The 26946-nt window shown below is 67.0% G+C and carries 26 protein-coding genes and 1 pseudogene; 15 read left to right on the forward strand and 12 right to left on the reverse strand.

Annotated elements, in window-relative coordinates; all coding sequences use genetic code 11:
* Positions 1 to 240: 240 nt before the first annotated feature.
* The 3 genes from araD to ASE66_RS19665 all read right to left on the reverse strand — a co-directional run bounded on the left by araD (position 241) and on the right by ASE66_RS19665 (position 3735).
* Positions 241 to 1971: an L-arabinonate dehydratase gene (gene araD / locus ASE66_RS19655; RefSeq protein WP_057191405.1), complete on the reverse strand. Its 1731-nt coding sequence runs from the start codon at positions 1969 to 1971 to the stop codon at positions 241 to 243.
* Between the two features lie 152 nt (positions 1972 to 2123).
* Positions 2124 to 3041 (reverse strand): dihydrodipicolinate synthase family protein, encoded by a 918-nt coding sequence (locus ASE66_RS19660; RefSeq protein WP_057191406.1) that lies wholly within the window; start codon positions 3039 to 3041, stop codon positions 2124 to 2126.
* Positions 3031 to 3735 carry a GntR family transcriptional regulator gene (locus ASE66_RS19665; protein WP_244494992.1) on the reverse strand — a complete coding sequence of 235 codons (705 nt, stop codon included), beginning with the start codon at positions 3733 to 3735 and terminating at the stop codon, positions 3031 to 3033. The genes ASE66_RS19660 and ASE66_RS19665 overlap by 11 nt, the downstream gene beginning before the upstream one ends.
* A gap of 204 nt (positions 3736 to 3939) precedes the next feature.
* Between ASE66_RS19665 and ASE66_RS19670 the strand changes: the two genes are divergently transcribed.
* On the forward strand, positions 3940 to 4926 hold the full coding sequence (locus tag ASE66_RS19670) for a Bug family tripartite tricarboxylate transporter substrate binding protein (protein ID WP_057191407.1): 987 nt from the start codon (positions 3940 to 3942) through the stop codon (positions 4924 to 4926).
* A 153-nt stretch (positions 4927 to 5079) separates the two neighbouring features.
* The gene (locus ASE66_RS19675) at positions 5080 to 5793 is read left to right on the forward strand and encodes a ribonuclease activity regulator RraA (RefSeq protein ID WP_200964622.1); all 714 of its coding nucleotides are present in this window, start codon (positions 5080 to 5082) and stop codon (positions 5791 to 5793) included.
* Positions 5794 to 6024: 231 nt separating this feature from the next.
* Here ASE66_RS19675 and ASE66_RS19680 read toward each other — a convergent pair whose 3' ends face one another.
* On the reverse strand, positions 6025 to 7059 hold the full coding sequence (locus ASE66_RS19680; RefSeq protein WP_057191915.1) for an LLM class flavin-dependent oxidoreductase: 1035 nt from the start codon (positions 7057 to 7059) through the stop codon (positions 6025 to 6027).
* 243 nt (positions 7060 to 7302) lie between these two features.
* Between ASE66_RS19680 and ASE66_RS19685 the strand changes: the two genes are divergently transcribed.
* Positions 7303 to 7500 carry a hypothetical protein gene (locus tag ASE66_RS19685; RefSeq protein ID WP_156412250.1) on the forward strand — a complete coding sequence of 66 codons (198 nt, stop codon included), beginning with the start codon at positions 7303 to 7305 and terminating at the stop codon, positions 7498 to 7500.
* A gap of 199 nt (positions 7501 to 7699) precedes the next feature.
* Here ASE66_RS19685 and ASE66_RS19690 read toward each other — a convergent pair whose 3' ends face one another.
* Positions 7700 to 8164, reverse strand: a complete 465-nt coding sequence (locus ASE66_RS19690; RefSeq protein ID WP_057191409.1) for a hypothetical protein — start codon at positions 8162 to 8164, stop codon at positions 7700 to 7702.
* 220 nt (positions 8165 to 8384) lie between these two features.
* On the opposite strand from ASE66_RS19690, the gene ASE66_RS19695 reads away from it, so the two are divergent.
* The 9 genes from ASE66_RS19695 to ccoS all read left to right on the forward strand — a co-directional run bounded on the left by ASE66_RS19695 (position 8385) and on the right by ccoS (position 17042).
* Entirely contained in the window at positions 8385 to 9041 is a 657-nt protein-coding gene (locus ASE66_RS19695) for a cyclic nucleotide-binding domain-containing protein (RefSeq protein ID WP_082613592.1), read from the forward strand.
* Positions 9042 to 9258: 217 nt separating this feature from the next.
* Positions 9259 to 10836 (forward strand): cytochrome-c oxidase, cbb3-type subunit I, encoded by a 1578-nt coding sequence (gene ccoN, locus ASE66_RS19700; protein WP_244495018.1) that lies wholly within the window; start codon positions 9259 to 9261, stop codon positions 10834 to 10836.
* A 9-nt stretch (positions 10837 to 10845) separates the two neighbouring features.
* Entirely contained in the window at positions 10846 to 11610 is a 765-nt protein-coding gene (gene ccoO / locus ASE66_RS19705) for a cytochrome-c oxidase, cbb3-type subunit II (RefSeq protein ID WP_057191411.1), read from the forward strand.
* Between the two features lie 8 nt (positions 11611 to 11618).
* A complete protein-coding gene (locus ASE66_RS19710; RefSeq protein WP_057191412.1) occupies positions 11619 to 11774 on the forward strand; it encodes a cbb3-type cytochrome c oxidase subunit 3 in 156 nt (51 codons plus the stop codon).
* A gap of 3 nt (positions 11775 to 11777) precedes the next feature.
* Positions 11778 to 12662: a cytochrome-c oxidase, cbb3-type subunit III gene (gene ccoP / locus ASE66_RS19715; RefSeq protein ID WP_057191413.1), complete on the forward strand. Its 885-nt coding sequence runs from the start codon at positions 11778 to 11780 to the stop codon at positions 12660 to 12662.
* A 1-nt stretch (position 12663) separates the two neighbouring features.
* The gene (ccoG, locus tag ASE66_RS19720; protein ID WP_244494993.1) at positions 12664 to 14118 is read left to right on the forward strand and encodes a cytochrome c oxidase accessory protein CcoG; all 1455 of its coding nucleotides are present in this window, start codon (positions 12664 to 12666) and stop codon (positions 14116 to 14118) included.
* Positions 14115 to 14660, forward strand: a complete 546-nt coding sequence (locus ASE66_RS19725; RefSeq protein ID WP_057191415.1) for a FixH family protein — start codon at positions 14115 to 14117, stop codon at positions 14658 to 14660. The genes ccoG and ASE66_RS19725 overlap by 4 nt, the downstream gene beginning before the upstream one ends.
* A 1-nt stretch (position 14661) precedes the next feature.
* Positions 14662 to 16851 carry a heavy metal translocating P-type ATPase gene (locus tag ASE66_RS19730; RefSeq protein WP_057191416.1) on the forward strand — a complete coding sequence of 730 codons (2190 nt, stop codon included), beginning with the start codon at positions 14662 to 14664 and terminating at the stop codon, positions 16849 to 16851.
* Complete coding sequence (gene ccoS, locus ASE66_RS19735) at positions 16848 to 17042, forward strand: cbb3-type cytochrome oxidase assembly protein CcoS (protein ID WP_057191417.1); 195 nt, start codon at positions 16848 to 16850, stop codon at positions 17040 to 17042. Before ASE66_RS19730 ends, ccoS begins: the two co-directional genes overlap by 4 nt.
* Here ccoS and ASE66_RS19740 read toward each other — a convergent pair.
* From ASE66_RS19740 to ASE66_RS19755, 4 genes and pseudogenes are all read right to left on the reverse strand, one after another.
* A complete protein-coding gene (locus ASE66_RS19740) occupies positions 17011 to 17355 on the reverse strand; it encodes a hypothetical protein (protein WP_057191418.1) in 345 nt (114 codons plus the stop codon). The two genes, ccoS and ASE66_RS19740, sit on opposite strands and share 32 nt — an antisense overlap.
* Positions 17356 to 17484: 129 nt before the next feature.
* Positions 17485 to 17730: a hypothetical protein gene (locus tag ASE66_RS19745; RefSeq protein ID WP_057191419.1), complete on the reverse strand. Its 246-nt coding sequence runs from the start codon at positions 17728 to 17730 to the stop codon at positions 17485 to 17487.
* Between the two features lie 240 nt (positions 17731 to 17970).
* Positions 17971 to 18501 (reverse strand): annotated as a pseudogene (locus tag ASE66_RS19750) (L,D-transpeptidase); the annotation flags it as partial.
* Between the two features lie 149 nt (positions 18502 to 18650).
* Positions 18651 to 19271: a DsbA family protein gene (locus ASE66_RS19755; RefSeq protein WP_057191420.1), complete on the reverse strand. Its 621-nt coding sequence runs from the start codon at positions 19269 to 19271 to the stop codon at positions 18651 to 18653.
* Positions 19272 to 19448: 177 nt separating this feature from the next.
* Between ASE66_RS19755 and ASE66_RS19760 the strand changes: the two genes are divergently transcribed.
* Together ASE66_RS19760 and ASE66_RS19765 are read left to right on the forward strand one after the other, a co-directional pair.
* Positions 19449 to 20111 (forward strand): response regulator transcription factor, encoded by a 663-nt coding sequence (locus tag ASE66_RS19760; protein WP_057191421.1) that lies wholly within the window; start codon positions 19449 to 19451, stop codon positions 20109 to 20111.
* Positions 20108 to 21439, forward strand: a complete 1332-nt coding sequence (locus tag ASE66_RS19765) for an ATP-binding protein (protein WP_057191422.1) — start codon at positions 20108 to 20110, stop codon at positions 21437 to 21439. The genes ASE66_RS19760 and ASE66_RS19765 overlap by 4 nt, the downstream gene beginning before the upstream one ends.
* Before the next feature lie 105 nt (positions 21440 to 21544).
* Here the strand turns inward: ASE66_RS19765 and katG are convergent, their stop codons facing one another.
* On the reverse strand, positions 21545 to 23722 hold the full coding sequence (gene katG, locus ASE66_RS19770; protein WP_057191423.1) for a catalase/peroxidase HPI: 2178 nt from the start codon (positions 23720 to 23722) through the stop codon (positions 21545 to 21547).
* 97 nt (positions 23723 to 23819) lie between these two features.
* Between katG and ASE66_RS19775 the strand changes: the two genes are divergently transcribed.
* Positions 23820 to 24758, forward strand: coding sequence for a hydrogen peroxide-inducible genes activator (locus ASE66_RS19775; RefSeq protein ID WP_057191424.1), 939 nt, complete (start codon positions 23820 to 23822; stop codon positions 24756 to 24758).
* A 176-nt stretch (positions 24759 to 24934) separates the two neighbouring features.
* On the opposite strand, the gene ASE66_RS19780 is transcribed toward ASE66_RS19775, so the two are convergent.
* Together ASE66_RS19780 and ASE66_RS19785 are read right to left on the reverse strand one after the other, a co-directional pair.
* Entirely contained in the window at positions 24935 to 25585 is a 651-nt protein-coding gene (locus tag ASE66_RS19780) for a response regulator (protein ID WP_057191425.1), read from the reverse strand.
* On the reverse strand, positions 25572 to 26933 hold the full coding sequence (locus ASE66_RS19785) for a sensor histidine kinase (RefSeq protein ID WP_057191426.1): 1362 nt from the start codon (positions 26931 to 26933) through the stop codon (positions 25572 to 25574). The genes ASE66_RS19780 and ASE66_RS19785 overlap by 14 nt, the downstream gene beginning before the upstream one ends.
* Between the last annotated feature and the right edge of the window lie 13 nt (positions 26934 to 26946).

Consider the following 26946-nt stretch of genomic DNA (forward strand, 5'->3'; position numbering starts at 1 on the left):
TCGCCGGGCCTAAGCTTCTTTGCGGCTCAGCCGGCACAGATTGAAGCAGGCGGCTCGCTTCTCGTCACATCACAATCGATTCAACCGAAACCGGAAACGCTCTAGCTCCGGAGCTGAAACCTGAGAGGCGACTGCGGTGTCCACGCGATCCGGCTTTGAACGGATCATCGCCCGCCCCGCCGTCATCGCCGACGCGACCGTAAAGCGCGGCGGCGATGACGTGAAGCCGGAGCGTGCCGATCAATGGATTTCCGGTTCCGCCACCTTTGCCGTGCCGGTGAGATAGTCGAAATCGCAGCCCTTGTCGGCCTGCTGGATATGGGCGGCGGACATCTTGCCCCAGCCGCGCGGGTAGTCGCGGTCGGGCGGCGACCAGACTGCGAGCCTCGCCGCGATCTCGGCATCGCTGAGCGCGACCGAAATCGTGCGCGCCTCGACATCGACTGTGATGATGTCGCCGGTCTGTACGGCCGCCAGTGGGCCCTTGATATAGGCCTCGGGCGCGATGTGGAGCACGCAGGCGCCGTAGCTGGTGCCGGACATGCGGGCGTCGGAGAGCCGCAGCATGTCGCGCACGCCCTGCTTCAGGAGCTTCTTCGGGATCGGCAGCATGCCCCATTCCGGCATGCCGGGGCCGCCGACGGGGCCGCAATTCTTCAGCACCATGACGTGGTCGGCGGTGACGTCGAGGTTCTCGTCGTTCACCGCTTTCATCATCGCATCATAGTCCTCGAAGACGAGGGCTGGGCCGGAATGCTTGAGCAGGCGCTCCTCGGCCGCGGAGGGCTTGATGACGCAGCCATCGGGAGCGAGGTTGCCCTTCAGCACCGCTAGTCCATTGGCGGTGGACACGGCCTTGTCGAGCGGGCGGATGACGTTGTCGTCATAGACGGTCGCGAGCGCGATCGTCTCGGAAAGCGGCTTGCCGGTCACGGTCATGGCATCGGTGTGGAGCTTGCTCTCGAGCTGCTTCAGCAGGGCAGGCAGGCCGCCGGCGTAGAAGAAATCCTCCATCAGGAACTCGCCGGAGGGGCGCAGGTTGGCGATCACCGGGACCTTGCGCGAGAAGGCGTCGAAATCATCCGGGGTCAGCGGCACGCCGGCGCGGCCGGCCATGGCGACGAGATGGATGATGGCGTTGGTCGAGCCGGCGACCGCCATGTGGACGGTGAGCGCGTTCTCGAAGCTCTCACGGGTCAGGATGCGATCAGGCGTCAGGTCCTCCCAGACCATCTCGACGATGCGCTTGCCGGAGGCCGCCGCCATGCGCGGATGGGCGGCGTCGGCGGCGGGGATGGCGGAGGCGCCGGGGAGGGTCAGGCCGAGGACCTCGGCATGGCTCATCATGGTCGCGGCCGTGCCCATCACCATGCAGGTGCCGTGCGAGCGGGCGATACCGCTCTCCATCTCGCGCCATTGGCCGTCGGTGATGTTGCCGGCCTCCTTCTCGGCCCAGTACTTCCAGACATCGGCGCCCGAGCCGAGCGTCTTGCCGGCCCAGTTGCCGCGCAGCATCGGCCCGGCGGGCACGAAGATGAAGGGCAGGCCGGCGCTGCAGGCGCCCATGATCAGGGCTGGGGTCGACTTGTCACAGCCGCCGAGCAGCACGGCGCCGTCAAGCGGATGCGAGCGGATCGATTCCTCCGCCTCCATCGCCAGGAAGTTGCGATAGAGCATGGTCGTCGGCTTCTGGTACTGTTCGGAGGCCGACATCACGGGGATCTCGACCGGGAAGCCGCCGGCGGCCCAGACAGCGCGCTTCACCGCCTCGGCGCGGTCGCGCAGATGGGTGTGGCAGGGGTTGATCTCGGACCAGGTGTTGAGGATGCCGATCACCGGCTTGCCCATGAACTCGTCATGGTTGAGGCCCATCTGCAGCGCCCGCGAGCGATGCCCGAAGGAGCGCAGGTCGCTGGCGCCGAACCAGCGCTTGGAGCGCAATGTGTCGGGCGTCTTGCGGGGATGGGACATCGGCGTTTCCTCGAATTCTTGGTGTTCTAATCAGGTAAGCGGGCCGGTGGCGTCATGGTCGGGCTTGACCCGACCATCTCGGAAACCAGTGCCATCTGGTCCTGAGATTCTCGGCTCTGCGCTGCGCTCCGGCCGAGAATGACGGCGAGCCTCTATTCCGCCGCCGCCCGCTGCGAGCCCCAGCTCCCGACGATCTTGCGGAGTTCGGCGCGCTCGCTCTCGTTCAGCTCCGGCAGGCCCGGCAGGCGCACGGGGCCGACCTTGGTGCCGAGCAGGCCGAGCGCTTCCTTGACCACGGTGACGTTGGCGCCGTTGCCATACTTCGTCCGCAGCGTCTCGAAGCCGGCAATATCGTCGACCAGGCGGCGGGCGAGGTCGTAGTCGTTGGCCTCCAACGCCCTCCAGATCGCAAGCGAGCGTTCGGGCGCGACATTGACGAGGCCGGAGGTGAAGCCGCGGGCGCCGAGCGCGTGGAAGGGCGCGGCCCAGCCCTCGGCGAGGCCGCAGATCCAGTTGGCGCTTGAGCCTTGCGTGGCGCGGACGCATTCGGCCAGCAGCATCATGTTCGGCGAGGCGAACTTGACGCCGGCGACATTGGGGTGGGTCGCGACGCGGGCGAGATCTTTCACACCGATCGCATCGGAGCGAATATAGGCGACGAGCGGGATATCCAGCGCCTCGGCGATGGCGAGGATGTAGTCGGCCTGGCTCTGCGGGGCGGCGAAGGGATCGAGCGGGTGATGCACCATCACCGCGTCGCAGCCGGCCTTGGCGGCGAGCTTGCCGGTCGCGATTGCCTCCCGCAAAGACCTTCCGATGCCGGCGGTGACCAGCGCCTTGCCGGCTGCGGCCTCTGCCGCTACGGCGTGGCTGCGCACCACCTCGTCCGTGGTCATCGGGTAGAATTCGCCGGTATTGCCGGCCGAGACGATGTTGTGGATGCCGGCCTGCGCGATGCGCGCGACGATCTTGCCGGTCAGCGCCCAGTCGGCCTCGCCATCGCCCTTCCAGGCGGTGACATGTACGCCGGAAATGCCGCGCAGTGCGCTACGCACGCGATCATTCGTCATAGGCCAAACCCTCTGCATCGGCGCCGAAGACCTGGCGCACATGGCTCTTGGCGGAGCGGACGATGTGGCTCCGCATCCTCTGCTCGGCGCGCGCCGGATCTCGGGCCGCGAGCGCTTCGAAAATGCCCTTGTGCTCGACATAGCCCTGGCGCCGCTCGGTCGGCTCGGCGAGCAGGGCGATGCGCTGGGCATGGTCGTACATGCGCTGGCCGTCGAGCCGGCGCTCGAGATAGGCGCAGCCCGAGATGCGGTGAATCATGCCGTGATAGGCCTCGTTCAGGTTGACGAGGTCTTCGAGCGCGCTGTGCTCGGTCGCATGCGCCATCTCGTCGATCAGGCGGGCCATCTCGGCGATCTCGCCGGCACCGATCCGGTTGGCGGCGATATGGGTCATGACGCTTTCGAGCGCGGCGCGGCCGAGTGCCATTTCCAGCGCCTGGCGGGCCGAGAACTCGACGAAGACGCCGCGGCGGGCCTCCGTCCGGACCAGTCCTTCGCTCTCCAGCATGCGGATCGCGTCCTTCACCGGCGTGGTCGAGACGCCGAGCATGTCGGCGAGCTGGCGCTCGTTCAGCCGCTCGCCCTTGCGGAAGTTGCCGGCGACGATCGCCCGGCGCAGGCGCTCATGCACGTGCTCGCGCAGGGAGCGCAGCAAATGCGGCGAGACGGGTTCGATCGCGAGCGCTTCTGACATCCGGGTTCCCCTGGCGTGCCGTGCCGCGATTCTACTCACGCACGGCTAGTCGCCATTGCCCCACCAGACACCACAAAGCGCAAGCGACATCAAGTCTGAAATTTCAGATTTAAAATCTGGAATTGCGTGCTATGCAGTCGGACAAGACGGCCGCAAGACGCCGGAACGGCATCGGCCGGATGGATAATGACGAGGGAGGATTGGATGACATCGATCACACGCCGCAGCCTGCTCGCCGGAGCCGGCGCCATGCTGGCCGCACCGGCCTGTACCCCGGCCTTGGCACAGGGCGCTTATCCTGGAGGCAGGGTCGTCACCATCGTCGTGCCGTTTGCCGCGGGCGGAACAACCGACCTGCTCGGCCGCATCGTGGCGGATCGGCTCAGTGCCAGACTGAATGGCAAATTCATCATCGAGAACCGCGTCGGGGCCGGCGGTAACACCGGGGCGGCAGGGGTCGCACGATCGGAGCCCGACGGTTACACGCTGACGCTGGGCACGGTTTCGAGCCATGCGATCAACCCGGCGGTCTATACGAAGATGCCCTATGACCACATCAAGGACTTCGCGCCAATCTCGCAGCTCGCAAGCGTGCCGAACATCCTGATGGTCAACCTCGATCTGCCGGCCAAGACGGTGCCGGAGCTGATCGCGCTGCTAAAGGCGAATCCGGGCAAGTACTCCTTCGGCTCCTCGGGTGCCGGCACCTCGACCCATATGGCCGCCGAGCTGTTCAAGGTCTCGACCGGCACCGACATGGTGCATGTGCCCTATCGTTCGAGCGGACAGGTGACGCAGGACCTGCTCTCCGGCCAGATCCAGATCACCTTCGACAACATCACCATCGCCTGGCCGCACGTCGAAGCCGGCAAGATCCGGGCGCTCGCCACAGCGACGCCGAAGCGGCTCGCCGTCGCCCCTGACCTGCCGGCGCTGTCCGAGTTCATTCCAGGCTACGATGCCAGCTCCTGGCACGGCTTCTTCGCGCCGTCGAAGGTGCCGCCGGAGATCGTCGCCAAACTCTCGAGCGAGACGCAGGCCATCATGCGCGAGCCGGCGGTGATCGAGCAGCTCAAGAAGCTCGGTGTCGATCCGGTCGGCTCGAGCCAGGCCGAATTTACCGCCCATATCGCCAGCGAGACCAAGCGCTGGGCCGAGGTGGCGCAGAAGGCGAATGTGAAGATCGAATGAGCGATGCTGGTCGGCGTCATGGTCGGGCTTGACCCGACCATCTCGGAAACCAGTGGCATCTGGGCATGAGATTCTCGGGTCAAGCCCGAGAATGACAGCCAGCATGGCGCCGGGATCATCACTGCAAGCGACAGATCGACAGGACAAAGCCGCATGACCACCCTGACCCCCGAGAACCGCGAGAAGCTGAAGCGTGTCTCGACCGCGACCCTGACCACTGCGCTGTTCAAGCGCGGCCTGCGCAACCAGTTCATCCAGGATGTGCGGCCGCTGTCCCCGACCGCGCCGCGTATGGTCGGCGAGGCCTTCACGCTGCGCTACATCCCGGCGCGCGAAGATCTCGACCATCTCAGCGTGTTCGAGGGCACGCAGCATCCGCAACGCGTCGCGGTCGAGACCTGCCCCGCGGGCCATGTCATGGTGATCGACAGCCGCAAGGATGCGCGGGCGGCCTCGGCCGGCTGCATCCTGGTGACACGCCTGATGCAGCGCGGCGTCGCCGGCATCGTCAGCGATGGCGGCTTCCGCGACAGCCCGGACATCGCGGCGCTCGGCTTTCCTGCCTACCACAACCGCCCGAGCGCGCCGACCAACCTGATCCACCACCACGCGCTCGACCTCAACGCGCCGATCGGCTGCGGCGACGTGCCGGTCTATCCCGGCGACATCGTCGTCGGCGACGGCGAAGGCGTCTGCGTGATCCCGGCCGGCATCGCCAACGAGGTCGCGGCCGAGGCCTATGAGCAGACCGCCTATGAGGACTTCGTCGAGATGAAGGTCCGGGAAGGGCACGGCATCTTCGGCCTCTACCCGGCCAATGCCGAAACCAAGGCAGAGTTCGCGAGGTGGCGGCCGGACTGGAAGTGACCAGGGGCTCATGCCGGCTCGCACCAGGTTCGCCTCATCGCGAGCTGATTGAGGTTGGCGCAGCCCCCTCTCCATCTCTCCCCCGTTCCGGGAGAGAGAGGCGGTTTGGTTTGCTCCGGCGTGAGGTGGAAGGACGCGGGAGCCCTCTCCCGGACGGGGGAGGGTTGGGAGGGGCGGCGCCGAGGCTGCTCGATCGCCTGAATGCGATGTCGTGCCTGGCGAGATCCGATATCAGGCGGCGAGCAGCTCGTGCACCATCGGAATGACCTCCCGCCCATAAAGCTCGATGCAGCGCAGCAGCTTGTCCTGCGAGAGCGGCCCGGCGCTGATCTTGAGCTGGAAGCGCCGGAGGCCGAGTGCCTTGACCGTCGCCGCGATCTTGCGGGCGACGGTTTGCGGCGAGCCGAGATAGAGTGAGCCGCCCGAAACCTCGCGTTCGAACTCCTCGCGCGACATCGGCCCCCAGCCACGCTCGGCGCCAATCCGGTCGCGCATCGCCTTGTAGGCCGGGAAGAACTCCTCGGCGGCTTGCTCATCCGTCGCCGCGACATAGCCCGGCGAGTGCACGCCGATCGGCCGTTCGCCTTGGCCGAGCCGGCCCATCGCGTCGCGGTAGAGCTGGGCGTAGGGCGCGAAGCGCTGCGCCGGGCCGCCGATGATGGCGAGCATCAGCGGCAGGTCGTAGCGGGCTGCCCGCACCACCGATTCCGGGCTGCCACCGACGCCGATCCAGGTCGTCAGCTCGCCCGTCTCGATCGGCGGGAAGACCTGCTGGTTCTCCAGCGGTGGCCGCAGGCTGCCTTTCCAGGTCACGTTCTTCTTGCGGATCAGCTCGACGAAGAGGTCGAGCTTCTCCTCGAACAGCACCTCGTATTGCCGCAGATCGAAACCGAAGAGCGGGAAGGATTCGGTGAATGAGCCACGTCCGAGGATGACCTCGGCGCGGCCGTTCGAGAGCGCATTGACCGTCGAGAAGCGCTGGAAGACGCGGATCGGATCGTCCGAGCTTAGCACGGTGACGGCCGAGCCGAGGCGGATGCGGCTGGTGCGGGTGGCAATGCCGGCGAGCACGGTCTCGGGCGAGGACACCGCGAAATCGGCGCGATGATGCTCGCCAATGCCGAAGAAATCGATGCCGATCTCGTCGGCGAGCACGGCCTGCTCGACGAGGTCGCGGATCACCTGCGCATGCGGCAGCAGTGTGCCGTCCGGGCCGGCGGTGACGTCGCCGAAGGTGTCGAGGCCGAGCTGGAGAGAGGCGGGCATGGGCGGGTCCGAGCTTTGCATTGCGCCGGATCGGCGACGCCCGCGCCATCTGGCGCCGGGATCGCCCCGGTTCAAGATGCGCGGGTGCCGAGGGGTCTATGCGAATTCGCCGAAATCGGTACCATAAGGAACAATAATATCCGCCACCCCCCATTTGGGTGTGGCGGCGCGCAGACGATTGCTGTTGCTTCGGTGAGCTCCGAGGAAGCGGATTCGAGCGCGATTGCAAAGGGGGAGATGTTCATGGACGGCGAGGTTGCGGCCGAGACCGATCGATCGATCGTGGGCAATCCGATGCTGCTGCCGTTCTATGATCTGTCCTTCGAAGAGATCGAGCTGCTGTGCCGGGTGACGGCAGCGCAGCGCGAGGGCTCCGGGGGGAGCAGTGACGGCGCGTGGTTCGCGAACTTCATGGATGCACGGAAGGAGCCGGCCCGATAGGCGAAGCGCTTCTTGTCGCGCTCGGCATGGTCGCCCTCGCGGCGGCTGCCTGGTGGGCGACCAATCGATGGCGGCTGTAGGACCGGCCGCTCCCAGACCATATCCGGCGAATCCGGTTCGCCGGCATGCATTGTCTCATTGTTTTCAAGCAGCTCCGACCGCAGACCCGCCATACGCCTCCGCTGACTGCTCCGGGCGATCAGGCTGCCGGCTCAAGCCGGGCACGGCCGAGGACCATCACGCGGTCGATCTGGAAGCCGCAGCGCTGAAACGCGTCATGATCCTGCGGCCAGGCGGCCGAGCGTTCCAGCGAGATCGCGATGCGCGGCAGGTCGAGCTGCGCCGCGAGCTGATTGGCGAAGCGCAGCAGCGCGTCGACGAGGCAGGTCCCGGGCAGGCGCAGCATGGCGATTTCGGAGATTTCCAGCGTCGTGCCGCCCGCGATCGTCCGCCCGATGCGGAAGCCGAACAATGCGTGCGGCATGCGGCGGGCGTCCCGCAGGGCGAAGACGCCCGATGGCTGTACCCCATCCTGGGAGTGGTCGCGCACGAAGGCGGCCCAGCCATCCGGCGTGACCTCGGGGTGCAGCAGGGCGACGAGCCGATAGACCGTGTCGGCGCTGCCCGGCACGATGCGCGCGACTTCGAAGATGTCATCGCCCATCACGTGCGGCTCTCCCCAGTTTCGAGGCAGCAACCTCGTTGCGCAGGGCCTGTTGCCGCATTGATCTGGATCAAATTCGCAGGCCTGCGGCAGGGCACACGCTTTGTCGGCCTTCGCGCATGCGATAAGCTCCGCGCATGAGCAGGAAGGTACGATCGTGAACTGTCAGCCCTCGGCGTGTGGCGCCGCTGCCCGCGGCGAGAGCGGATGCCGCACCTGCATGGTCCGCCTGGTCAGCGTCTGCGCCTCGCTGACGGGTGACGAACTCGCGCTGCTGGAATCGCTGGCCACGCCGACGCATTTTTCGTCCGGCGACACGCTGTTCACGCAAGGAGCCGAGGCGCATTGCGTCTACAACGTCACCAGCGGCGTGGTGCGTCTCTACCAGTTGCTCTCCGATGGGCGCCGGCAGGTGGTCGGCTTTGCGCTGCCGGGCGATTTCCTCGGGCTCGCCATGCGCGATGCCTACGGCTTCTCGGCCGATGCGATCGGCGATGTCGCGGTCTGCGCGTTCTCGCGCGGCGCCTATACCGCGCTGGTCGACGCCAAGCCGCATCTGCTGAAGCGCCTGCACGAATTCGCGACCCATGAGCTGACGCTCGCCCATGAGCAGATGATGCTGCTCGGCCGCCGGACAGCCGAAGAGAAGCTGATCTGCTTCCTGCTCGGCATGCAGCAGCGCTGGGCCCGGCTCGGCAAGCCTTCCGTGACGGTGCCCCTGCCGATGACCCGGCAGGACATCGCCGATTTCCTCGGCCTGACGATCGAGACGGTGAGCCGCACCTTCACACGCCTGGCCAAGGACAAGACAATCCTGATCGTGCCCGGCGGCGTGCGCGTGATGAACCCCGAACGGATGAACGCCGTCGCGGCGTGAGCTGCGCCATCGCGTCACAGTCGGCCCCTTCCTACCCTTGACCTGGATCAAAGCCCCCCGGCCGGCCGGCCGCTAAGCCTCCCACTGAGGGCGCGACCCATGCGCCCGCGATGAGCGGGAGTCAGTGGTGACGGCGACGACGAGCCCTGTCAGGGCAATGACGGTCGGTGAGATGATCGGGATGCTGATCGCGGGAGCCTGCGTGCTGCCGCTGATCATGATCGGCGCGCTGACCGAGAACTCCGGCTACGCCTTCCACGCCCTGCTCGGGGCGGCCGTGGCCGTGGCCAGCATGATCCTGATCGGCAATCGCTGCTTCGACGGTTCGCCCGCGGTCCCGCCGCAGGAGATCGACGGCAAGCCCAACTACAATATGGGCCCGGTCAAATTCGCGACCGTCGCCTCGATGGTCTGGGGCATCGCCGGTTTCGCCGTCGGATTGATCATCGCGCTGCAACTCGCCTTTCCAGGGCTGAACTTCGACCTGCCCTGGACCAATTTCGGCCGGATGCGCCCGCTGCACACCTCGGCGGTGGTCTTCGCCTTCGGCGGCAACGTCCTGATCGGTACGTCCTTCTACGTCGTCCAGCGCACCTGCCGGGCCCGCCTCGCCGGCGACCTCTCGCCCTGGTTCGTCGTGCTCGGCTACAACCTTTTCATCATCATTGCCGGCACCGGCTATCTGCTCGGGATCACCCAGAGCAAGGAATACGCCGAGCCGGAATGGTATGCCGATCTCTGGCTGACCGTCGTCTGGGTCACCTATCTCCTGGTCTTCCTGGGCACGCTGAGGAAGCGTCGGGAGCCGCATATCTATGTGGCGAACTGGTTCTATCTCGGCTTCATCCTGACCATCGCGGTCCTGCACATCGGCAACAATGTTGCGGTACCGGTCTCGGTCCTGTCGCCGAAGTCCTACGGCCTGTGGTCGGGCGTGCAGGATGCGATGTTCCAGTGGTGGTACGGCCACAACGCGGTCGGTTTCTTCCTGACCGCCGGCTTCCTCGCGATCATGTACTATTTCGTACCCAAGCGCGCGGAGCGGCCGATCTACAGCTACCGGCTCTCGATCATCCATTTCTGGGCCCTGATCTTCATCTACATCTGGGCCGGACCGCACCATCTCCACTACACGGCGCTGCCTGACTGGGCGCAGACGCTCGGCATGACCTTCTCGATCATGCTGTGGATGCCCTCCTGGGGCGGCATGATCAATGGGATCATGACCCTGTCGGGCGCCTGGGACCGGCTGCGCACCGATCCCGTGCTGCGGATGATGGTGGTCTCGCTCGCCTTCTACGGCATGGCGACCTTCGAGGGGCCGCTGATGTCGATCAAGGCGGTGAACGGTCTCTCGCACTACACCGACTGGACCATCGGCCATGTCCATGCCGGTGCGCTCGGCTGGGTCGCCTATATCTCCTTCGGCGCGATCTACTGCCTGGTGCCCTGGCTGTGGAACCGCAAGGGGCTCTACTCGCTCAGGCTGGTGAGCTGGCACTTCTGGGTCTCGACCCTCGGCATCGTCTTCTACATCACGGCGATGTGGGTCTCAGGGATCCTGCAGGGCCTGATGTGGCGGGCCTACACCTCGCTCGGCTTCCTCGAATACGCCTTCATCGAGACCGTCGCGGCGATGCACCCGTTCTACGTGATCCGGGCGCTGGGCGGCACGCTCTTCCTGATCGGCGCGCTGATCATGGCCTTCAATCTCTGGATGACCGTGCGCTGCGAGGAGGCCGCCGACACGCCAGAAGCCCATGCGCTGTCGCCGCGCCAGCTCGCCACCGCCTGAGGAGCCGTCATGACGAGTATCGAACACAAGGCGCGGCGCCGCTCGCTCTGGGCGAAGCACAAGATCTTCGAGACCAACTCGATCGTCCTGGTCATCGCCACTCTGCTGGTGATCTCGATCGGCGGCCTCGTCGAGATCGCGCCGCTCTTCTACCTCAGGAACACGATCGAGACCGTGCAGGGCATGCGGCCCTACACGCCTCTCGAGCTCGCCGGCCGCGGCATCTATGTGCGTGAGGGCTGCTACAACTGCCACAGCCAGATGATCCGGCCGCTGCGCGACGAGGTCGAGCGCTACGGGCCTTACTCGCTCGCGGCCGAGAGCATGTACGACAAGCCGTTCCAGTGGGGCTCGAAGCGGACCGGGCCGGACCTCGCCCGCGTCGGCGGCAAGTATTCCGACGAATGGCAGCGGGCGCATCTGTCCGAGCCGCGCGCGATCGTGCCGCAGTCGATCATGCCGGGCTATCCCTTCCTGGCGAAGACCGAGCTTGCCTTCGGCGACATCGCCGACGAATTGCGCGCCAACCGCGCCGGCGGCGTGCCCTATAGCGACGAGATGATCGCGCAGGCGCAAAGCGACCTGAAAGCGCAGGCGACGCCGGACCATCCCGGCCAGGCCGATCTCGAAAAGCGCTATCCCAAGGCGCAGTCGCGCGATTTCGACGGCAATCCGCAGCGCATCACCGAATCCGACGCCCTGATCGCCTATCTGCAGGCGCTCGGCACGATGGTCGACTTCAAGCTCTACGACGACAAAGCCAACATCCGCTGAGCCCGACCATGCAAACGACCTATCACTGGCTCGCCGGCTTCGCCCAGTCCGCCGGGCTCCTCTACTTCGTCACCGTCTTCCTCGGGGTCTGCGTCTACGCCTTCTGGCCGAAGAACCGCGCCCGCTTCGAGGAAGCCGCGCTCAACCCGCTGCGCGAGGACTGACCGATGGACCAGAAGCACGACAATCCGCATGTCGATGCCGCCACCGGCCAGGCCACGACCGGCCATGAATGGGACGGTATCCGCGAGCTCAATACGCCGCTGCCGCGCTGGTGGCTCGGCATCTTCTACGCCACGATCGTCTGGTCGATCGGCTACTGGATCGTCTATCCGGCCTGGCCGCTTTTGACCGACACGACCAAGGGCGTGATCGGCTATGCCAGCCGGGCCGAGATCAGCGCCGACATGGCCAAGCTCAGGGCCCAGCGCGCCGCGCAGGCAGCCGGGATGGCTGAGGCCACGCCTGAGCAGATCAAGGCCGACCCGATCCTGTTCCAGATCGCGATGGCGCAGGGCAAGGCCGCCTTCGGCGACAATTGCGCGGCGTGCCACGGCATCGGCGGCGCTGGGGCCAAGGGCTATCCCAATCTCAACGACGACGACTGGCTCTGGGGTGGCTCGCCCGCGGCGATCCAGCAGACCATCCGCCATGGCATCCGCGTCGCCGGCGACAATGACACGCGCGTCAGCCAGATGCCGGCCTTCGGACGCGATGGCGTGCTGAAGCGCGAAGAGATCGCTGCCGTCGCCAGCCATGTCCGCGAGCTCGCCGGCCTCTCGACCGAACCGAAGGCGGACCTGCCGCTTGGGCGCAAGATATTCGCCGACAACTGCGCCGCCTGCCATGGCGCCACGGGCAAGGGCAATCAGGAGCTCGGTGCGCCCAACCTGACCGACGCGATCAGCCTCTACGGTATGGACATGGCCTCGCTGACCGAGACCATCGCCAACAGCCGAAATGGCGTGATGCCGGGCTGGGCCGGGCGTCTCGACGACCCCACGATCAAGGCGCTGACCGTCTATGTCCACTCGCTGGGGGGAGGGCAGTAGCGTGAGCAGCGCCGGGGCCGATCCTGACGACATTCCGCTCTTCGCGGCGTCGCGGAAGGTCTATCCGCAGAGCGTCTCCGGTCCGTTCCGGCGTGCGAAGTGGCTCATCCTCTTCCTGTGCCTGGGCATCTATTACCTCTTGCCCTTCCTGCGCTGGGATCGCGGCCCTTATCTGCCTGATCAGGCGGTGCTGGCCGATATCGTCAACAACCGCTTCTACTTTTTCTTCATCGAGATCTGGCCGCAGGAGGTCTATTACTTCACCGGCCTGCTGATCCTCGCCTCCTTCGTCCTCTTTCTGATGAACGCGGTCGCCGGCCGGGTCTGGTGCGGCTATCTCTGCCCGCAGACGGTCTGGACCGATCTCTTCCTTGCGGTCGAGCGCTTTTTCGAGGGCGACCGGCGCGAGCGCATGCGCCGCGATGCCGAGCGGTGGAGCTTCGACACGCTTTGGCGCAAGAGCGCCAAGCACGCGGTCTGGCTCGTCATCGCCTGGTGGACCGGCGGCGCCTGGGTGCTTTACTTCGCCGACGCGCCGACGCTGGTGCGCGAGCTTGCGACCTTCACTGCGCCGCTCTCGGCCTATGTCTGGATCGCGATCCTGACCTTCACGACCTACACGCTCGCCGGGATCATGCGCGAGCAGGTCTGCAACTACATGTGCCCCTGGCCGCGCATCCAGGCGGCTTTGACCGACGACGAGGCGCTCAACGTCACCTATCGCTATGACCGCGGCGAGCTGCGCGTCTCGGTGAAGCAGGCGGCGAAGCTTCGGGCCGAGGGCGCGCCGGCGGGCGACTGCATCGACTGCTTCCAGTGCGTCGCGGTCTGCCCGACCGGGATCGACATCCGCGACGGCGCGCAGGTCGACTGCATCCAGTGCGGCCTGTGCATCGACGCCTGCGACAATGTGATGACCAAGATCGGCCGGCCGACACGGCTGATTGCCTACGACACCGACGGCAACGTCCAGCGCCGGCTCGCCGGGCTCGCAGCGATCTACCGGCCGCTGCGCCTGCGCACGCTGGCGTATCTGGCGCTGATCGCCGTCGTCGGCGGCGCCATGCTTTGGCAGCTCGCGACCCGCAGCACCGCCGGCATCTCCGTGCTGCACGAGCGTGCGCCGTTGTTCGTCACCCTGAGCGATGGCTCGATCCGCAACGCCTATGCGGTGCGCCTGCTCAACAAGCGCCCGGAGCACCGGCCCTTCGCCCTGACGGTCGCCGGCCTGCCGGGCATCCGGATCGAAGCGGTCGGTGTCGCGCCAAGCGCCGATCTTCGGCCCGTCGTCACCGTCGACCCCGATTCCACGCGCGAGGTACGCGTGCTCGTCACCGTTCCGGCCGGCGTGCCGCTTGCGGCCTCGCAGGCGATCACCATCACCGCCTCCGATCTCTTCGCCGGCGAGACGGTGCGCGCGGACGATCATTTCATGGCGCCGGGAACTCAGCCATGAGCTGCTGCGGAGTCATCATCATGCCCTACGAGAATCCCGTGCCGGCCGCCCCGCGCCGGTCCTTCGAACTGACCGGCGGCATGGTCGCGGCCATGCTGATCCTGTTCTTCGGCGTGATCGTCTCGGTCAATGCGACGATCATGACGATGGCGCTGCGGACCATGCCGGGCGTCGAGACCCGCAGCGCCTATGAGACGAGCCAGCACTTCAACGAGGAGATCGCCCGCCAGCATGAGCGCGATGCGCGCGGTTGGTCCGCAGCGGCGACGCTTGTCCGGCAGGGCGACGGGGCGACGCTCGCCGTAACCTTGGCCGATCGCAGCGGCGGTCCGCTCGTCGGCTTCGTCACAAGCGCGCGCCTGCGCCATCCCGCGACCTCCGCCCGTGATCGGGAGCTGACGCTGAGCGAGAGCCGGCCGGGGCGCTACGAGACGCGCTTCGACCGGATCGAGACCGGTTCCTGGATCCTCGAATTACAGGCCAAGCGCGGCGAGGAACTCGTCTTTGTCTCGCGCAGCCGTGTCACCCTCAGGGAGCGCTGAGATGGCGGCGCAGGACCTTTCCGTCTTCGTGCGCCATCGCGACGATGGCGTCGCCAGCATGGAGCTGGCGGTCGACGGCATACGCTGCGCCGGCTGCATGCAGGCGATCGAGGGCGGGCTCGCCCGCGAGCCGGCCATAGTGGGCGCCCGCGTCAACCTCGTGCTGAAGCGCGTCTCGGTCGAATGGCGCGAGGCGCTGCTGCGGCCCGAAGCGGTGGTCGAGAGGCTCGCCGCGCTCGGCTTCAAGGCCTATCCCTTCGTGCCCGAGCGCAGGGAGGACGGGGCGGCGAGCGAAGAGCGCTTTCTGCTGCGCGCGCTCGGCGTCGCCGGCTTCGCCTCGATGAACATCATGCTGCTCTCGGTCGCGGTCTGGTCCGGCAATAGCGGCGATATCGACCCGGTGACGCGCGACTTCTTCCACTGGCTCTCCGCCCTGATCGCGCTGCCGACGGCGGCCTATGCCGGCCGGCCCTTCTTCGAGAGCGCGCTCCGGGCGCTGAAGGCGGGCGCCGTCAATATGGACGTGCCGATCACCATCGGCGTCGTGCTCGCGCTGGTCATGTCGGTCGCCGAGACCTGGAACCACGGCCGCCACGCCTATTTCGACGGCGTGGTCATGCTGCTCTTCTTCCTGCTGATCGGCCGCTATCTCGATCAGCTGATGCGACGCCGCACCCGCGACCTCGCCGGCAATCTCGCCGCGCTCAAGGCCGAGACCGCGACGAGGCTCGCCGCCGACGGCGGCGCGACCGTGATGCCGATCGCCGCCATCGTACCGGGGGACCTCGTGCTGGTCCGGCCGGGCGAGCGTGTCTCGGTCGATGGCATCGTCGAGACCGGCCGCTCCGAACTCGACCAGAGCCTCGTCACCGGCGAGACCGCGCCGGTCGAAATCGGGTTCGGGCAGCGCGTCCACGCCGGCACGCTGAACCTGACCGGCGCCTTGACCGTGCGGGTGGAGGCGGCCGGGCAGGGCACGCTGCTCGACGAGATCGACCGGCTGATGGACCAGGCCGTCGGCAACCGCTCGCGCTATGTCCGCCTGTCGGATCGTGCCGCGCGGCTCTACGCCCCGGTCGTGCACACGCTGGCGGCTTCGACCTTCCTCGGCTGGCTGGCTTTTGGCCTTCCCTGGCCGGAAGCACTGATGATAGCCGTCACCGTGCTGATCATCACCTGTCCCTGCGCGCTCGGCCTCGCGATTCCAGCCGTGCAGGTCGTCGCGGCCTCCAGCCTGTTCAAGCGCAAGATCATGCTGAAGGAGGGCGATGCGCTCGAACGCCTCGCTGAGGCCGACATCGCTGTCTTCGACAAGACCGGTACCCTGACGCTGCCCGAGCCGGAGATCCTCAACCCGCAGGCACTGCCCCCCGAGCGGCGAGCGGAGATCGGTGCGCTCGCGGCGGCGAGCGGGCATCCGCTGGCGCAGGCGCTCGCTCGTGCGCTCGATGCTTCGCGAGCGGCGGAGGATGTGCGTGAGGAGCGCGGGCAAGGCCTCTCGGTGGGGCAGGGCGACGATGAGCGGCGTCTCGGCAGTATCGCCTTCTGCGGCGCCGAGGCCGAGGCGGCGAGGGTCGCGGCATTGTACCCCGGCGCCTCGCTGATCGCCTGCCGCCAGGGTTCCTTCCGTACGGTTCTGGCGCTCGGGCAGGCGCTGCGCCCGCAGGCGCGCGAGACGATCGCCGCCCTGCGCAAAGCCGGGCTTCAGGTCGCGATCCTCTCCGGCGACCGGTTCGAGGCGGTCGCTCCGATCGCCGCCGAACTCGACGTCACCGAGCTGCATGCCGGCCTGATGCCGGGCGACAAGCTCGCTCTGCTCGAGCGCATGGGGAAGCAGGGACGCAAGGTGCTGATGGTCGGCGACGGGCTCAACGATGCGCCGGCGCTTGCGGGCGCGCATGTCTCGCTCTCACCGGTCAGCGCTACGCATCTGGCGCAGGCCGCGGCCGACATCGTCTTCCTCGGGGATAGCCTGGCGCCGGTCGCCGCCGCGCTGACGATCGCGCGCAAGGCGCGCCGGCTGATGCTGCAGAACCTCTGGTTCGCCGTGCTCTACAATGCGGTCGCGGTGCCGATCGCCATCGCCGGGCTGGCGACGCCGCTGGTCGCCGCCATCGCCATGTCCGGTTCCTCGCTGGTGGTGACGCTCAATGCGCTACGAGCCCGCGCACACGGGGAGGCTCGGCCATGAACATCATCGTGATCCTGTTCCCGCTGGCGCTCGGCCTCGGCCTCGTCGGGCTCGGCGCCTTCTTCTGGTGCATGCGCAGCGGCCAGTACACCGATCTCGACGGAGCGGCCTGGCGAGTTCTGCAGGATGACGATGCGCAGGCAGGGCCGCGAGGCGGTGTCAGCGGCAGCGACGGAAACGCTTTGGGCTGAAATCGAAGCCACGCTGGCGAATGAAGGAGAGCGTGTCGCCATCGACGCGGACGGTGAAGGAGACGCGCATCGGCCGCCCTTCGCCATGGCATTGCCCGGCGATCTCGTACACATCCCGCCTGCGTTGTGCGCGTAGCGTCCGGCAGCTCGCTTCGAATGTCGAGAAGTCGAGCTCCTGCTGGCCGAGGGCGATCACCGTGTCGTCGGCGCCGCAGCCCGGCGAGCCCCAGCGTCCGATCCACTCGGTCGCCTGCGCCGGTAGCGTGGCAATGGCAAGCCCGGCGCAAGCTGCAATTCGGGTGATGCGGTTCATGCTCGCGATCCCTATCCTGACCTATGGTCATGGTAGGGCGAATGACGATGCCGCGAAATAACGCCTTCGGGCTGATTCCCGTCCGCCGGACGGAGGAGAGCCCCGGCGCTGATGGCCGGGGCAATACCGTCAGTAGTAGACCGTGCGGCAGACGCGCACGGGGCGGCCGAAGCGGTTGCGCCGGACCGTGCAGACCGTCCGGCGACGGCGCGGACGGCGCCAGTACTGGCTGAATTCGGCCGGAGCAGCATCGAGCCTGGCGGCGTCCTCGGTGGCGAGGGACGCGGCGGCGGCTGGCGTGCTTGCAATGCTAGCGCCGACAGCACTTGCCGCGATTCCGCCAAACAGTGCCGTGACGAATGAACGTCGGTTCATGTTTTATCTCCTTCGTGTCGCCCAACCAGATATCTATTGCATCGATAATGAACGGATTATGAAATTCAGATCTGTCGGTTGATGCTGAATGTGAACTCACACGATTTCATTGAAATCTAAGGTTGTTATCATCGGCAAGCTCACGAAACGGAATGGCCGCTCCGCAATACTCAATTACTCCAGGCCGAGGCATCCATCAGGCAGTCGGCGGCATCGGCCGACGATCCCCCCTCAAGCCGGCAGGACGACGACCTTCGCGCCCTTCGGGATACGGTTGTAGAGGTCGATCACGTCCTGGTTCATCATCCGGATGCAGCCCGAAGAGACGGCTTCTCCGATCGTATCGGGCTCATTGGTGCCGTGGATGCGATAGAGCGTATCCCGCCCGTCCTTGAACAGATAGAGCGCGCGGGCGCCCAGCGGGTTGTGCTCGCCGCCCGCCATCCCGCCCGACCACCTGGCGTAGCGCTTGGGCTCGCGCTTGATCATGTCGGGTGTCGGTGTCCAGCGTGGCCACTGCGCCTTGCGCTGCACGGTCGCGGTACCGGTGAATTCGAGGCCCTCGCGTCCCACGCCGACACCGTAGCGCAACGCCTTGCCGCCCTCCTGGACGAGGTAGAGGAAGCGATCTCCGGGATCGACGACCAGCGTGCCCGGCTGGTGGCTCGTCGGATAGTCGACGAGCTGGCGCAAATTGCCCGGGCGCAGATCCTCCAGCGAGACGGCGGGGACACGGAAAGGCTCGTTCTCGACGGCGCCATAGCGCTTGAGATCGAGTGCGCTGAAGCGTGATGCGGGTGCGGACGGCGGCGCAGTGCGCTGCGCGACCGTCGTGCAGCCCGCCGCCAGCAGAGCGAGTGTCAGACCGGCCATGCGGCGGGTCGGGAGCGATTGGTCGGCCATGATCCGTGCGCCCGGCTTCACTGGGACGCCGGCTTGGCGCGGGCATCGGCAATGACCTGCTTGAAGCCCTTGTAGTCGAGCGTCGAGGTCCGGAACGGGCCGACGAGATAGGTCGGCGTGCCCTGCAGCCCAAGCGAGTCGGCCTGGGCCAGGTTCCGGCGCAGCAGCGCGGTGATCTTGTCGCCATTGGCGTCGAGATCGGCTTGGAGGCGCGTCATGTCGATGCCGGCGCCCTGGATCGCCGCCGAGATCTGCGCCTTGCTCAGCCGCCCCTTGGCCGCCATCAGCGCATGATGCGCGCGCTCATAGGCACCCTGATAGGTCGCAGCGAGCGCGAGTTGCGCGGCATAGACCGAGGTTTCGGCGATGACCGGCCAGTCCTTGTAGACCAGCCGGACCTTGCCATCCTCCTTGACGATGCGGGCGAGGTCCGGGGCCGATGTCTTGCAGTAGGGGCAGTTGTAATCGAGGAAGGCGACGACCGTGACATCGCCGTCACGGTTGCCCGCAACGGGCGCTTCCGGGTCGTTCAGGATCGCCTCGACGTCGATCTTGCTCGCTTCGGCCAGGGCGGATCCGGGCAGCGTCGCTGCCAGAAGCGACAAGCCGAGGAGGATGGTGCGGCGATCATGGTGCATGGACTTACGGCTTTCTCGGCTGCCGAGGACTGCGCCGCGCTGATTGCCGAGCGCGCTATCGCGGCTCGCGGCGGTCGCATCGTCGCGTCCCCGGCTGTGGACGGATGCGAGCCATCGGCGCTACCCAGCTTAAGCCAGCCTTAAGCTCGGCAGGGATGCTGGGGCCGAGGAGGTCACATGCGCGTGCTCATCGTCGAAGACGACCCGCTTCTCGCCGACGGTCTCGCCGTCGGGTTGAAGCTGCACGGCATGAGCGCCGAGCTGGTCGGCAACTGCGCCGATGCACGACATGCGCTGGCGGCCGGTGCCTTCGACGCGATGGTGCTCGATATCATGCTGCCGGACGGTTCGGGCCTCGATCTGCTCCGGGACCTGCGGGCGCAAGGCGAGCGTTGCCCGATCCTGCTGCTGACGGCGCTCGACGAGACCCATGACCGCATCGCCGGGCTCGACCGCGGCGCCGACGACTATCTCGGCAAGCCCTTCGATCTCGACGAGCTCGCGGCGCGGCTGCGCGCGATCGGGCGGCGTGGCGAGGGCCGGGCCATGGCTGGTATCGCGGCCGCGGGCCTCGTCCTCGATCCCGCCAGCCATGGCGTGGCGTGCAATGGGGCGACAATCGACGTGACGCGGCGGGAATTTGCGGTGCTGCGTGCGCTGGCGGAGCGGCCGGGCGTCATCCGCTCGCGCGCGGAGCTGGAGGAGCGGCTCTATGGCTGGCAGGAGGAGATCGAGAGCAACGCGATCGAGGTCCACATCCACAATCTCAGGCAGAAGCTCGGGCGGGAATTGATCGAGACGGTGCGCGGCCTTGGCTACCGCCTCAAGGGTACGCCATGAGCTCGCTGCGCGGCCGGCTGTTCCTGATCCTGGTCGCGACCACGAGCCTGATCTGGCTCGCCGCCACGGGCTGGATCTATCTCGGGACCAAGAACGAACTCGAGCGCGTGCTCGATACGCGCCTGCAGGAAGCGGCGCGCATGGTCGCCTCGCTGGTGCAGGACGACACCTCCGCCCAAGCGGCGATCGCGGCCGCGCCTCCGGTCGCCTCGCCCGAGACCGGCAGCTACGAGCGTCAGCTTTCCTGCCAGATCTGGTCGCTGGGCGGACGCCTCGTCGCGGCGTCGACGACGGCGCCGGCCGAGCGGCTTTCGGCGCATGGCAGCGGCTTCCATGACAGCGTGATCAATGGCGAGCTGTGGCGCGTCTATGCGATCGAGGACGCGGCCAAGGGTGTGCGGGTGCTGGTCGGCGACCGCCTCGGCCTGCGCGAGCGGCTCGTCCAGGATCTCGTGCTCGGGCTGGTGGCGCCGACATTGCTGATGTTGCCGCTCTTCGCCGGGCTGATCTGGCTCAGCGTCGGCAGGGGGCTTGCCCCGCTGCGGCAGATCGCCAGCGACCTGCAGAACCGCCCGGCCGATGATCTGAGCCCTGTCGGCGCCAATGCGGTCAGAGAGATCCGCCCGCTCACCGACGCGCTGAACGGGCTGTTCCGACGCCTCGACCAGGCCAGGCGGCACGAGCGCGAGATCACCGCCTTCGCCGCGCACGAGCTACGAACGCCGCTCGCGGGCATCCGCATGCAGGCGCAGATCGCGAAGGCCGCCGATAGCGACGCGATGCGCCTTTCGGCGCTCGACAGGATCGTGCAGGGGGTGGATCGGACGGCCCGGCTGATCAGCCAGCTGCTCACGCTTGCCAGGCTCGATGCCGATGCCGCCGGCTCCGACCGGCAGCGCATTCGCGTCGGTCCGCTGCTGCGCGAGATCGATGGCGAGCGGAGATGGCCGGAGCTGATGGTCGAGATCGATCCGGGTCTCGATGACCTCGTCGTGCTGGGCGAGCCTGGCAGTGTCCGGCTGGCGCTGCGCAACCTGCATGAGAACGCCTGCGGGCACAGCCCCGCGGGCGGGCGGGTGCGTTGGTCGCGCATCGCCGAGAATGTCCTCGCCGTCGAGGATGACGGCCCGGGCATTCCGGATGAGGAGTTGTCGCTGGTGACGCAGCGCTTCTATCGGGGGCGCAGTACCAAGACCGCCGGGACCGGCCTCGGACTTTCGATCGTCGAAATCGCCCTTGCGCGCCTGGGCGCCACGCTGACGCTGGAGAACCGCGCCTCGGGCGCGGGGCTCAAAGCGATGATCACGCTTCCAGCCGGGCGCGCGTGAGGCAATCCAGAGGATGGCGTAGCGACTTGCGCGAGGCCGGCGGCCAATCGCAGTGGCATTAAAGTGCATGCGCGGCCGCCACCGGGCTGCCGCGCATGTCTGCAATCAGGCGACGTCGAAGCGGTCGAGGTTCATCACCTTGGTCCAGGCGGCGACGAAGTCCTTGACGAACTTCTCCTTGGCGTCCTGGCTGGCATAGACCTCGGCCAGAGCGCGCAGGATCGAGTTCGAGCCGAAGACGAGGTCGGTGCGGGTGCCGGTCCACTTGGCGGCGCCGGTCTTGCGATCGGTGCCCTCGAACACGTCCTTGGCCTCGGAGGAGGCTTTCCACTGCGTGCCCATGTCGAGCAGGTTGACGAAGAAGTCGTTCGTCAGTGCGCCCGGCCGGTCGGTCAGGATGCCGTGCTTTGAGCCATCGGCATTGATGTCGATGGCGCGCAGGCCGCCGATCAGCACCGTCAGCTCCGGCGCGGTCAGGGTGAGAAGCTGCGCCCGGTCGATCAGCGCCACCTCGGCCGGCACCTGGGCGCCCGCCTTCTGGTAGTTGCGGAAGCCGTCGACGACCGGCTCCATCACCGCGAAGGAGTGGACCTCGGTCTGCTCTTGCCTGGCGTCGGTGCGGCCCGGTGTGAACGGCACGTCGACCGCGTGGCCGGCGGTCTTGGCCGCCTGCTCGACGCCGACATTGCCGGCCAGCACGATCAGGTCGGCCAGCGAGACCTTCTGGTCGCCGTCGGCCTCCTTGTTGAACTGGCGGCGGATGCCGTCGAGGACCTCGATCACCCGGGCGAGCTGCGCCGGCCGATTGACCTCCCAGTCCTTCTGGGGCGCGAGGCGGATGCGCGCGCCATTGGCGCCGCCGCGCTTGTCGCCGCCGCGGAAGGTCGCGGCCGAGGCCCAGGCGGTACCGACCAGCTCGCAGACGCTGAGGCTGGAAGCCCTGATCTTCTCCTTGAGCGCGGCGATGTCCACCGCGTTGACCAGGGGATGGTCGGCCGCCGGCACGACATCCTGCCAGATCAGCTCTTCCTTCGGCACTTCCGGGCCGAGATAGCGCGAGCGCGGGCCGAGATCGCGATGGGTCAGCTTGAACCAGGCGCGGGCGAAGGCTTCGGCGAAGGCCTGCGGGTTCTCGAGGAAGCGGCGCGAGATCTTCTCATAGGCCGGGTCGACGCGCAGCGACAGGTCGGTCGTCAGCATGGTCGGCTTGTGCTTCTTCGACGGGTCATGCGCGTCGGGAATGATCGCCTCGGCGTCCTTCGCCTCCCACTGGATGGCGCCGCCCGGGCTGCGGGTCTGCACCCATTCGAACTTGAACAGGTTCTCGAAGAAGAAGTTGCTCCACTGCGCCGGCGTCTGCGTCCAGGTGACCTCGATGCCGCTGCCGACCGCATCGGCGCCGTGCCCGGTGCCGAAATTGCTGGCCCAGCCGAGGCCCTGCGCCTCCAGCTCGGCACCCTCGGGATCCGGCCCCTTATGCGATTCCGGTGCCGCGCCATGGGTCTTGCCGAAGGTGTGGCCGCCGCCGATCAGCGCGACGGTCTCCTCGTCGTTCATCGCCATGCGGGCGAAGGTCTCGCGGATGAAATGCGCCGCCGAGACCGGATCGCCATTGGCGCCCGGACCCTCCGGGTTGACATAGATCAGGCCCATTTCGGTGGCGCTCAGCGGCGCGTCGAACTTGTCGAGCGGGCGATGGGTCAGCCATGCGGTTTCGGTGCCCCAGCTCACATCGTGATCTGGCTCCCAGCTGTCCTCGCGGCCGCCGGCGAAGCCGAAGGTGCGGAAGCCCATGGTCTCCAGCGCGACGTTACCGGTGAGGATCAGCAGGTCGGCCCAGGAGATCTGCTGGCCGTATTTCTGCTTGATCGGCCAGAGCAGGCGGCGCGACTTGTCGATGTTGACATTGTCCGGCCAGCTGTTGAGGGGGGCGAAGCGCTGCTGACCGCGACCACCGCCGCCGCGACCGTCGGCGAGACGATAGGTGCCGGCGGCGTGCCAGGACATGCGCACGAATTGCGGGCCGTAATGGCCGAAATCGGCCGGCCACCAATCCTGCGAGTCGGTCATCAGCTTGCGCAGGTCGTTCTTCAGCGCGTCAAAGTCGAGCTTCTTGAATTCCTCGCGGTAGTTGAATGCCTGGCCCAGCGGATCGGATTTGGCCGAGTGCTGGTTCAGGAGATCGACAGGCAGCTGGCTCGGCCACCAGTCGCGGTTCTGCCGGGTGCCGCCGCCATGGGCGACCGGGCATTTGCCCGTGCTGTCCTCAGTCTTCGCGTTCATGTCTCTCTCCGAGCTCGGCTGGCTGCTGGCAGGGTCTTAGCAAAGGCGTTTCATTATTTTAATTCCGATTTTCTGATCACGACGATAAGTTGTTCTTATGACGAGCTTGACTTTCAAACAGCTTCGCTATTTCGAAGCCCTGGCGCGGCACAGTCATTTCGGCCGCGCCGCGGAAGCCTGCGCGATCTCGCAGCCGGCTTTGTCGCAGCAGATCAAGGCCTTGGAAGAAGAGCTCGGCGCCGAACTGTTCGAAAGGGACAGGCGCCAGCTCCGGCTGACGAGCTTCGGCGAGGAGATCGCCCTGCGGGCCAAGGATATCCTGCGCGCGCTCGACGAGCTCGAAGGCTATGCCCGCGCCTCCCAGGACGGGCTGGTCGCGCGCTTGCGTATCGGCGTGATCCCGACGGTCGCGCCCTATCTGCTACCCGGCCTGATCGGCGACCTCAACCGCCTGCATGGCGGGCTCGACCTCAATGTGCGCGAGACGCTGACGCCGAAGCTGGTCCAGGAGCTGAACGAGGGCCGGCTCGACATGGCGATCGTCGCCCTGCCGGTGTCGGAGCCGTCGCTGACCGAGGTCGCCCTGTTCACCGAGCGCTTCGTGCTCGTCCGGCCGCGCGAGGACGAGGGCAAGCCGGCTCCCGATCGCGAGGCCCTGCGCGAGATGCGGCTGCTGCTGCTGGAGGAGGGACACTGCTTTCGCGAACAGGCCCTCTCGTTCTGCAATGCGAAGCCGCGCGCCGTGCAATCGCGCGATCTCCTCGATGCCAGCTCCTTGTCGACGTTGGTGCAGATGGTCGATGCCGGCCTCGGCGTCACGCTAATTCCGGAGATGGCCGTGGCGGTCGAGACGCGCTCGGCCTCGGTCTCGATCACCTATTTCAGGGAGCCGGAACCGTCCCGGACGATCGGCATGGTCTGGCGCAAGACGAGCCCGCTGGCGAAGCAGCTCCTTCAGATCGCGGAACTGGTGCGGCAATCGGCCTGGACGCGGCGCGGGGCGCGCGACATGCCGTCTTCCGGCGCCGGCGCGTGAGATTTCTAGGGTGGGCGGGGCTGTGCAATGCCAGTGGTAGCGGGGCATCCTGGGCTAGGCCGCGGCCGGATTATTGAGCGGGATTTTACGTCGGCACCCGATAGCGCGCGGGCGTAACGCCGAGGACGGCGCGAAAATGGCGCGTCAGATGAGCCTGGTCGACCAGCAGCCGGCCGTTACTCGAGCCTGTCGGCATAGCGTGCTGCGAACAGGGCTACCTCGGTGCGGTTCCGCAGCGCGAGCTTCTGGAAGATATTGGAGCTGTGGAACTTCACGGTCTTGACCGTGCTGCCAGTGGCTTCCGCGATCTCCTGGTTCGTGAAGCCCTGCGACATCAGCCGCACGATGCGGCGCTCGCGGGGCGAGAGCTTGCCGATCAGAGCCGCGCCTTCATCCGGTTCTGAGCGCATCGAGCGGATCAGCCGCGCGGCGAGGTTCGGCGGCACATAGGTGTCGCCTTTGGCCACCGATCGGATGATATCGGCGAGCTCATGCGCCGACACGTCCTTCAACGAATAAGCCGCCGCTCCCGCCTCGAGGGCTTCGAGCACCATCTCCTGGTCCTCGGATGCGGTGAGGATCATCGATCGCGTCGCGGAAGCGCGCCGACTCAGTTCGCGTGCCACCGAAAGGCCCCCGCCCGGCATCGACAGGTCAAGCAGCGCGACATCCGGCTTCAGGCTCTCGCACAGCTCCATCGCATCCGCGGCGTTGGCGCCTTCACCAACGACCTCGATGTCCTGGGCATCGCGCAGCGCCTGTAGGAGCCCGCTTCGGAATATCGAATGGTCGTCGATGACAACCACGGTGATGCTATGCTGGCTCAATCAACCCCCCTTGCAAAGCGAGCGTCATGGTCAGGATCGCGGGATCGGCATTCAGCTCGGCTTCAAATCTCCCCCCAAGACTTTCGACTCGCTCGCGCAGTCCCAGCAGCCCGAGCTGCGGTGATCCGTCATCGCCGATCTGAGTGTCGGCCGCCTTGGCGGGATTGCCGTTGCTGACCTTGATCGTCAGCTGGGTGCCGTGGAGGGCGACGCTGACACGTTGATCGCGGCTGCCGCCGTGACGCGTCGCATTGTTGAGCCCTTCCTGGACGAACCGAAAGGCGCAGATCCTGACCGCCTCCGAGACCGGCAGGTCGATCGGCTCCGCGTCCAAGGCCACCTCGGTCGAGCTTCGCTGGCCATGCTGTGCCACGGCTCGCCGCACGACCTCGTGCACCGGCAGGCCGCGCAGCTCGGGCAGGACGAGCCCGGACGCGATCGCCCGAATCTCGACGATTGCTTCCTTAAGCGCCGCGCCGATCACATGTCCAAGCCGGTCGCGCTGCTCCGGCGGGCCTGACCGGAAGGCATCGAGGTTGAGATTGGCGAAGCTGATCAGCTGTGCCGGCCCATCATGCAGGTCGGCTCCGACGGCGCGCAAGGTGCGCTCGTGGATCTCGACCGAGCGCATCGAGGCCCGCTGCAGCCGGTCGCTGAGCCTCTTGTTCAGCATCGCCAGCCGCTCGGCCTCGGCAATGCGCGCCATGATCGCCTCGTATTGCACGTCGATGGTACGCGTACCGCGCCGAACGATGCCATAGAGCCCGAGCATGATCAGCATCGTCATCACCGCGACGACGATCCAGGTTGCTATCCGCAGCCAGAGCAGGTCGGCCTCGAGTGGCTGCGTCCGCTCGTGGATTTCCGCGACGGCGACGACCGTGCCGTCGGCTTGGCTGCGCAGCGGGCTGTAGACCTCGAGATAGGCGACGCCGAGATTGCGGCTGGTGTGTTCACCGGCCCGAAGATCCGCGTAATCGGCGACGACCTCACCGGCGAGCGCGAGTTTCAGCGCGGGAGGCAGCGGGAAGCGGCGCCCGATCAGCATCGGCGAGTTCGAATAGACGATCGACCCGTCCGGCAGCCAGATCTCGAGATAGGGGAAGCGCTCGCCGAGCGACGAGCTCGACATCAGCCCGTTGAGGCGCTGCACCGATTCCACCGTGAGCCGGCCGGTGCTCGCAAGCTCCTCGCTCAGTGGGGCGGTGATACTCTGCATGAATACCGCCGTCGCTGCCGCCTTGCTGTTGATCGTCGATCGCTCGACCAGCTGGCCGATCGCCAGTCCGGCGCCAACCATCGCGAAGATCAGCAGGAGCCCGCCAGTCCGCAGGAAGTCCGCCGACAACCGGCGGGGCCGG

The sequence above is a fragment of the Allobosea sp. Root483D1 genome, assembly GCF_001429505.1.
Classification (GTDB): domain Bacteria; phylum Pseudomonadota; class Alphaproteobacteria; order Rhizobiales; family Beijerinckiaceae; genus Allobosea.